This window comes from Terriglobia bacterium, assembly GCA_036496425.1.
GTDB lineage: Bacteria > Acidobacteriota > Terriglobia > 20CM-2-55-15 > 20CM-2-55-15 > 20CM-2-55-15.
The window spans coordinates 1-8,413 of the sequence record DASXLG010000031.1 but is presented as its reverse complement, the minus strand read 5'-3'; the positions used below and the strand labels follow the sequence as shown (position 1 = coordinate 8,413).

7 protein-coding genes and 1 tRNA gene are annotated in these 8,413 nt (G+C 57.5%); 2 read left to right on the top strand and 6 right to left on the bottom strand.

Annotated elements, in window-relative coordinates; genetic code table 11:
• The coding region (locus VGK48_02290) for a carboxypeptidase-like regulatory domain-containing protein (GenBank protein ID HEY2379988.1) at positions 1-3,875 on the bottom strand (3,875 nt) is incomplete at its 3' end.
• 153 nt (positions 3,876-4,028) lie between these two features.
• On the opposite strand from VGK48_02290, the gene VGK48_02285 reads away from it, so the two are divergent.
• Positions 4,029-4,478, top strand: a complete 450-nt coding sequence (locus VGK48_02285; GenBank protein ID HEY2379987.1) for a DUF4188 domain-containing protein — start codon at positions 4,029-4,031, stop codon at positions 4,476-4,478.
• Positions 4,479-4,545: 67 nt separating this feature from the next.
• On the opposite strand, the gene VGK48_02280 is transcribed toward VGK48_02285, so the two are convergent.
• From VGK48_02280 to VGK48_02265, 4 genes are all read right to left on the bottom strand, one after another.
• Positions 4,546-4,618: transfer RNA gene (locus VGK48_02280), tRNA-Ala, on the bottom strand.
• Positions 4,619-4,895: 277 nt separating this feature from the next.
• Positions 4,896-5,369, bottom strand: a complete 474-nt coding sequence (locus tag VGK48_02275; protein HEY2379986.1) for a VOC family protein — start codon at positions 5,367-5,369, stop codon at positions 4,896-4,898.
• Between the two features lie 16 nt (positions 5,370-5,385).
• A complete protein-coding gene (locus tag VGK48_02270; GenBank protein ID HEY2379985.1) occupies positions 5,386-5,808 on the bottom strand; it encodes a YciI family protein in 423 nt (140 codons plus the stop codon).
• A gap of 26 nt (positions 5,809-5,834) precedes the next feature.
• Entirely contained in the window at positions 5,835-6,194 is a 360-nt protein-coding gene (locus tag VGK48_02265; protein ID HEY2379984.1) for a YciI family protein, read from the bottom strand.
• Between the two features lie 96 nt (positions 6,195-6,290).
• Here VGK48_02265 and VGK48_02260 point away from each other — a divergent pair, with 96 nt between their 5' ends.
• Entirely contained in the window at positions 6,291-7,565 is a 1,275-nt protein-coding gene (locus VGK48_02260; protein HEY2379983.1) for an RNA polymerase sigma factor, read from the top strand.
• Positions 7,566-7,575: 10 nt separating this feature from the next.
• Here VGK48_02260 and VGK48_02255 read toward each other — a convergent pair whose 3' ends face one another.
• Entirely contained in the window at positions 7,576-8,403 is an 828-nt protein-coding gene (locus VGK48_02255; GenBank protein ID HEY2379982.1) for an LOG family protein, read from the bottom strand.
• Positions 8,404-8,413 lie beyond the last annotated feature (10 nt).

Here is an 8,413-nt window from a genome sequence, read left to right as displayed (position 1 = left end):
GAGAAGTTCGGGTGGTTCAGGATGTTGATCGCATCCAGACGGAATTCGAAGGTCTTTGATTCGGTGATCTTGAACCGTTTGACCATGTTCATGTCCAAATCAAAGAACCCCGGTCCGCGAACCGTGCTCTGGCCGAGATTCCCGGTCTGTCCCGGCTGCGGGTTGACCAGAATCGTCTGCCCGTTGGGTGCCACAATCGCCTTGTTGGTATAGATGGCGGTGCCGCTCAAGCCCTGGAGCGAAGTCACATTGGAGACTCCCGGATCGACGATTTGGGTGTATCCATTGAAGTAATTCACGCCTTTCGCCGTCTTCACGACCGACCCGATACCTGACGGGATCGCTCCAACCAGCTGCGGTCTTGCGCCGAAGCTTGAAATCGTGGTGATGCCGGAGGTCAGGCTGAGCGGGGCGCCGGTGTTGTAGTTCATGATGCCGCCCAATTGCCACTTGCTGACAATGTTCTGGACCCAGCCGGGAGTGCCTCCCAGCAGGAAATGGTCGGTTCCGAACGGAAGTTCGTATGAACCATTGCTGCTGATCTGGCTCTTGTGATCCACGGCCTGAAGCGTCTTCTCATCCGCACGATTGTTCGGATCGACAAAAGCGCCGGCACCCATGGCTTTACTGTAGATGTACGTCGTGGTGTTGGTGAAACCGCGCGACAACCGCCGTGTCACCTGCAATTGCAGGGAATTATAGGTGGAGTTCTGGTTGTTGCCCGTGACGTTCACGGTCGAGTACTGCGGATCGGGAACCAGATAGTTGTCCGGGAGTCCGGCGTGCCGGAGGACAGAACCTGCATTCGTGTCGCCGCCGGTCGTCAATTGCAGGGTGGCGGTGTTGAAATCACCCAGGAATGTTCCGAAATTGCCGTTGGCAATCTGACCGCGCAGCGTTGTGTTGGTGCGCACGATAGTCGCGCCGGTACAGGTAACGCCGTTCGTTACAGTCCCGCCGGTGCAGGTACCGGGCAAAGCGACGCCTTTGAATATCTGATCGAGCAGCGGAGACTCACCGCCCGCGCGGACGGAGTTAAACGCCTGATAGAGAGCGGTAGAGCCGTCGGTCTTCAGCCAGGCCAGCGAATTGAGATTCACGTTGCTGGTGAGATGGCTACCCTTGGTTCCCACGTATCGGACTTCGACGGTCGTGTTCTTCGCCACTTCGCGCTGGATTTCGAAGTTCCAGTTTTGAGTGTAAGGATTGACGAAATCGTACGTGGTGATTGCCAGCGAACGCTGCGTCGGCTGGACGACAAAGGGCGCGACTGTCGCAGATCCAGCCGGGAACGGAATGGGCCAGCCCAGTGTTCCCAGCGTTGTATAGTTCGCCGGGACGAAAGGCAAGCCGGCGCCGCTCGCAATCTGGGCGACTCCGGGGACGGAATTGATGACGCCATCCACCGTTATGAAGTTACGGAGCGCGCCTTCATAACTGATGCCGTAACCGGAACGGATAACGGTCTTGCCTTTTCCCCACCAGGGAACGTTATAGGCAAATCCGACCGACGGCGCAAAACTGTGATAGTCATCGCCGTTAACGTACGTGCCGATGTTCGGGTGCGTGGAATTTTTTCCGACAAACTGAACCTGCGCCAGATTGGTGCAGTTCGTGACTTTCGGGTCGAGCGGAGTGCCCGGAGTACTGGCGCACGAGACATTCAGGAACGAGCTCTCGTCGCCGATGACACGCGCCGCCAGGCCATAGTGCTCGTAGGGCTGGCCGTAATATTCCCAGTGAACGCCGAGATTCAGCGTCAGATCGGGGCGGAATTTCCAGTCGTCCTTGAAGTACGCGCTCATCTCGTTCTGGGTATTCCAGTGGGCATTATTCGGAACCGTCGGAGTGCCGACCAGCTGCGGCATACTGGCGCTCACCGGCTCGAAGCCCTGGAACTGTGTAGCCACCGCTCCGGCAAGGTCATACATAATGTTCTTCGCCAGAGTGGAATCGGCCGCGGCCAAGCCACTAAATCCTGGAAGCGTACCGGCAAGCGGAGACGGGCTGGAGCCGCCACCGAGGGCTGCGCGCGGCGTGTTATCCTGATCGTTGAATCCGTTGGATTCCGTCCTGCGGTACTCATAACCAACCTTGAACGCGTGCTTCCGGACGGTCCAACTGAGGTCGTCGCCGATCGAATACCTCGGATTGATACCTACACGCCAGCGGCCGAATCCGCCGATGTTGTTGAACGGGCCGATACCCGACGCAAAGGCGGTCGCGAACGGGATGCCGTTCGCCACCGGCTCGAGAGCCAGCGACTGGGCGCCGATGGCGTCGCCGCGGTTCGATGAGCCCCACTGCCAGTTATCCGATCCACTCTTTCCCAGCCGGAGTTGGTTCAGCATGCTGGAGGACAATGTCGAGGTTACTTGAATCGTGTAGACGACCGGCCGCTTCACGGCCAGCCCGTCAAAAGCATTCGGCCAGTTTCTCAGGCCCGCCTGAGTGGCGGCGCCCCAGGTATGTTCCTGCGTTCCGATCAGACTGATCTTTTCCCTGGAGTTGAAGTTGTGGTCGATGCGCGCGTTGTACTGATCGCGATTGACCTCGTCTCCATTGCCATTGGTCAAATCCAGGCCTTGCTCCACGCGGACGAAGTTGATGCCCGCCGTATTCAGACCATCCGAGCCGGTGAGGGCTCCGTAATAATTCGGAGACGGCATGCGGCTGAACTCTTGCTTGAGGAAAGGAACGCTCGAGATCGAGGTCCGCAGCGGATCGTTGAACGGCGTGCAGTTCGCGACAGGCGCGCCGTTGAAATTGCAAGTTCCGAATAACCCGATTGCGGCCAGAGCGCCGGTGGCGCTGGAAGGCCGGACCGGATTGCCGTTGAGATCCACGGTGGGCGTCGCGCCGGAGGCCGGTTGATTACCCGCTGTGCCCGGAAAATACCGGAAGATGCCGGCCTTCGCCATATCGGTATATGTGAGGCTGGTGGCCTGGACTTTCTTCAGGTCGCGCTGGCCGGTGAAAAAGGCAAAGAAAAAAGTTTTGTTCTTGATGATCGGGCCGCCGACGCGGACGCCGTACTGGTTGCGGTTATCGAAGCTATTGCCCAGGCCTTTCTGGTTATTGAACCAGTCGTTGGCATCCATAGCCGAATTGTGATTGCTCCAGTAAGCGCTGCCCCGGTACTGATTGGTTCCGGAACGCGTGATCATTTGCACCTGGCCCGAACCGCGGGAAGTCTCCGCATCCACCGGCGCCACGATGACTTTTACTTCTTCAACCATGTCCGACGGACTGAATATCGTCGACCAGGCGCCGTTCTCATACCGGCCGTCATTAACGTTGATGCCGTCGCGCGTCGAGTTCACGTCGCCGAGGCGCCCGCCGGCCATATAACCGAACGTCCCTGTCCCGTCGCGCTGAACGCCCGGCAGGTTGGAAACGATATTGAAGGTGTTGCCGGTCAACGCCGGCAGATCGCGAACCCTGTACTCGGGAAGAATAGTGCCGACCGAATTCGATGTTGTCGCCAGAACTGTGTCTGCTGCGACGGTGACTTCAACGTTCTGGCCGGCCGCCGCGGCGACCTGCATCGTGAAGTTCAGAGTGACCTGTTGCGCGCCACCCAGCTGAACATCCGTGAATGCCTGGGTCTGAAACCCCGGCAGTTCCGCGCTGAGCTTGTATGTTCCCGGCTGTAATGCCGGAAACTGATAAGCTCCGGATTCATTTGTAACCGTAGTATTGACGATTCCGGTGCCCGTATTCGTCGCACTGACGCTGACACCGGGAATCAGAGCTTTCGAAGGATCCGAAACCGTGCCTCCCACCGAGGCATTGATCGACTGGCCGAACCCATGTAGTGAAACGATCAGGGCGAGCAGCAATGCTGCCGCCGCGTAGATCGATATTCCTCTCATGAACATCCCCTTGCTTTTAATTGTTTCTTGTTGCTTCATCCCAAAAAGTGACTGCACTGTATTTCACTGGTTGGCGGCAGTCAATATTTTTCGCTTATGCAATACTTATTAACCACTGATTCATAGACTTAGGGAACTCCTTCAGGAGAAAAAATGAGCGGAAAAGTCAGACGGCAGACAGTCGATCTGGATGCCTATCCGGATCTCGTCGTGATCTATCTGGGAATGCGTGTCAACACACTCACCGGCCTGAAGACCCTCTTCGGATTCGGGCCGCGCATCGAAAAATCGGTGGCTGCGCGACCCGATGGGTTGCTTCAGTATTGGCGCGATTTCGAATCGCTCGAAAAGTGGTCGCGATCCGAACCGCACCGTCTCTGGTGGCAGGAGTTTCTGCGGAACTCCGGCGGAACCGGCTTCTGGCATGAGACATACTTCCGCCGCGGCGGAATCGAAGCCATTTACGACGACATCACCACGCCCGTCGGCATGATGCGCTTCGCCGGACTCAAAAACGCCGCGGGACCGATGTTCTCTTCCCGCCAACGCGCCGGCCTACCCGGCACCCCACCGCCACCGGCCGTTTCGGAAAAGGATGTTTAAAGTGGGATTAAGATCCGGATGTGAAAAGGCCGGGTATGATACCCGGCCTTAACTGTTTTGAGATGAATGGACCTGAGGGGGTTCGAACCCCTGACCTCATGACTGCCAGTCATGCGCGCTCCCAACTGCGCCACAGGCCCGTGATCGTAACTTATCGAGTCTAGCGGAAGAATGGACGAGGGGTCAATTGGTCTAACGTCGGCTACATTTTCCAGAAGTAGTCCCAGAATCGCTCTCTGCAATTCTGGCAGCGGTAGGGGCGCTGGAAGGTCAGGAAAAGCCATGTCCATTCCAGGCCCTCAAATTCCGAAGGGTGAACATTACTGGAGTCGCATTTTGGACAGGCCATAGTTCAGGCTATCACGGGGATCGCACACCTGATTCCCGAATTGAATTCGGGAATTCAGGTGTGCGACCCTACGCATTTTCGAGGCCGGCGATGTCCAGCTTCTTCATCTTGAACATCGCCTGCATCACGCGTTGAACTTTGGCGGAATCGGGATTCTCGAGCAACCGGAAAAGCACGCTCGGCACAACCTGCCAGGACAGTCCGTACTTATCCTGCAGCCAGCCGCACTGCACTTCCTGGCCGCCATCCGTGAGACGCTTCCAGAAGTAGTCCACTTCTTCCTGCGACTCGCAATGAACAACAAACGAGACGGCCTCCGTAAATTTGAAATGAGGGCCGCCGTTTAAAGCCGTGAACTTCTGCCCCTCCAGCTCGAAGGCGATCGTCTGCACGCTTCCTTTCGGACCGGGGCCGGCATCGCCATATCGCGTGAGCATGGAGATCTTCGAGTTTTTGAAGATGGAAGTATAAAAGTTCGCGGCCTCTTCGGCCTGATGATCGAACCACAGAAACGGTGTGATCCTTTGACTTTGAATGTTCATAGAAGTGCCTCTGCTTTCAGTTCTTCTTGCTCAATTGTTCCTCAATCTTGCGCGCGTCATCGATGGCGGCGCTCGGCGCGAAATCTTCCATTTCAAATAACCGGCGGACTTCGATGTAGCCTTCCCCGCCATCGCCGTAGGGATTCGGAGCGCGCTTTGCCCAGTCTATCGCTTCCTCTTTAGATTTCACCCGGATCAGCCAAAAACCGGCAATAAGTTCTTTCGTCTCGGCGAACGGACCGTCGATCACGATCCGCTTGTCTCCCGAGTACTGGATTCGAGCCCCTCTGGAACTGGGCTGCAAACCCGAAAGGTCTAGCAGCACACCCGCGTTCATGAGCTCCTGATTGTAGGCGGTCATGGCGGCGAGCATCTGTTCACTGGGCATCACGCCCGCTTCGCTGTCTTTTGTGGCTTTGACGATCATCATGAATTTCATTGTTTTGTCTCCTCGTTAGTTGTTTGTCAGGAATTTGAAGGCAGGCCGGGGATTTCCATGACCGGCCGGATCTCGATCGTGCCGAATCGGGCGCCGGGGATGCGCTCGGCGATAGCCATTGCTTCATCGAGGTCTTTCGCATCGATGAGGTAAAAACCGCCAAGTTGCTCGCGGGTTTCTGCGAACGGGCCGTCCGTGACGAGGCGCTTACCCTCGCGAAGCCGGATACTGGTCGCAGTCGACGTCGGATGAAGCGGAGAAGCGTCCAGGTAATTCCCGCTCGCCTGGATCTCGCGCGCCAATTCGACGGACTTCACATAGCACTCCGTCCGCTCGGATTCGCCCAAGGCCTGTTCGTCAAGATAAACCAGCAACATGTACTTCATATCTGCGCCCCCGCGCCCCCAGTCTGCCCTTTCACAGGTAAGTCGAACGGGAACTGCCATAATCGACAGTTTCAGGAAAACTTTTTATCCTTAATCATGCTGCTCGACACAAATGCCGCCATTGAAGAAGTTTACCGCTCCGATTGGGGCCGCATCGTGGCTACCCTGATCGGACTGTTCGGCGACTTCGAATTATCCGAAGAGGTCGCCCAGGAAGCATTTGCCGCAGCCGTTGACCAGTGGCGGGAAGCAGGCATCCCGCAGTCGCCGAGGGCCTGGATCATCCAGACGGCACGGCATAAAGCCATCGATCGTATCCGGCGGCGGACGCGATTTGCTGAAAAACTGGAGTCCTATACTGCCGAGGAGACGGCACGCGCCCGCATCGCCGAAGCAGATGAGAACATCGATGCGAGCGACATCGCCGACGACCGCTTGCGGCTGATTTTCACCTGCTGCCATCCGGCACTGGCCCTCGAGGCGCAGGTCGCTCTCACGCTTCACACCTTATGCGGCCTGGAAACCCAGGAAATCGGGCGGGCTTTTCTCGTCCCTGCAACAACAATGGCGCAGCGGCTGGTGCGCGCGAAACGCAAGATCCGCGATGCCGGGATTCCCTACACCGTCCCTGCAGCGAAGGACTTGCCCGAGCGGCTGGATGCGGTTCTGACCGTCATCTACCTGATTTTTAATGAAGGATATTCTTCGGGCCGGAGCGGGTCCCTTATCCGTTCGGACTTATGCACCGAGGCGATCCGTCTCGGCCGGCTGCTTCGAACGCTGATGCAACAACAGGCGCCATCGGAGGTGGCCGGACTTCTCGCTCTGATGCTGCTTCATGACTCCAGGCGCAATGCCCGCCTGGATGAAGCCGGAGATCTGATCCTTCTTGAAGAACAGGATCGCAGCAAGTGGAACCAGGATCAGATTGCCGAAGGACTGGATCTGGTTGAAGAAGCGCTTCGCGTCCCGGCCGGGCCATTCGCGATTCAGGCCGCGATCGCCTCCCTGCACTGCCGGGCAGCGCGCGCCGAAGATACGGACTGGCGTCAGATCGTCCGGCTATATGGCGTTCTTGAACAGCTTCAGCCGTCCCCTGTCGTTGCGTTGAATCGGGCTGTCGCCATCGCGATGGCGGATGGCGCGAAAGCTGCGCTCGCCGAGGTCTCTTCTCTCGCCGCCGGCGGTGGACTCGAAAATTATTACCTGTTGCATGCGGTCCGCGGCGATCTGCTGCGCCGTTTGCAGCTGTTCGAGCAAGCGGCTGAAAGTTACTCGCGCGCGCTTACCATGGTGACCAACGACGCCGAACGGCGATTTCTCGAGCGCCGCCTGAAGCAAGTTCAGGACAGCGGGCGCGGAATCGATTGATGGACAGGTTTCAGGTCAGCTTAATCTGATCCAGCCCTTCGGGCACGGAATACAGCGCTTCGAGCTTGCCTGTAAGGTGTTGGTAGGCGTCATCGACGGAATCCGTCCTGTAGAAGATCTCCAGTTCCTTCGGGCTGACGGTTCCCCAGCGGACGAAGGCATCGAAGTTGATTACATCGTTCCAGTACTCGTTGCCGAAAAGGACGACGGGCATGACCTTCCTGGGTTTGGCGGTTTGAATAAGAGTCACGACTTCAAAAAACTCATCCAGCGTCCCGAAGCCACCGGGAAAGACCACCAGCGCTTTCGCCGGATAGACGAACCAGAACTTGCGCATGAAGAAGTAATGGAAATTGAAGATGAGATCCGGCGGCACATACGGGTTTACGGCCTGTTCATGCGGAAGTTGAATATTGAGGCCGATACTCCTGCCGCCGGCCAGCGCGGCGCCACGGTTGGCCGCTTCCATCATGCCGCCGGAACCGCCGGAACAAATGATGAAGTCATGATGATTGGTGAGGGCCTTCGACCATTCGGTCAATCGCCTCGCCAGCTCCACGGCATCGCCGTAATAGCGGGCCAGCTTGACTGCAGCTTCCGCCCTCACCCGATCGGCGGGATCTTTTACCTCAGCCAATTGCCGCGCGGCGTCTTCAGGAGAGGCCGCGCGGGCCGAACCGAAAAACACAATCGTGTCCCGGATGCGGGCGCGCCAAAGCCGTTCCGAGGGCTCCAGGTATTCGGCAAGCATGCGAATCGTTCTCGCGGCCGGGCTGTTCAAAAACTCGGGATTCAAAAAAGCCAGGGGCGGGATTTCGTGTTCGTTATTGTCGGACATACAAACTGCT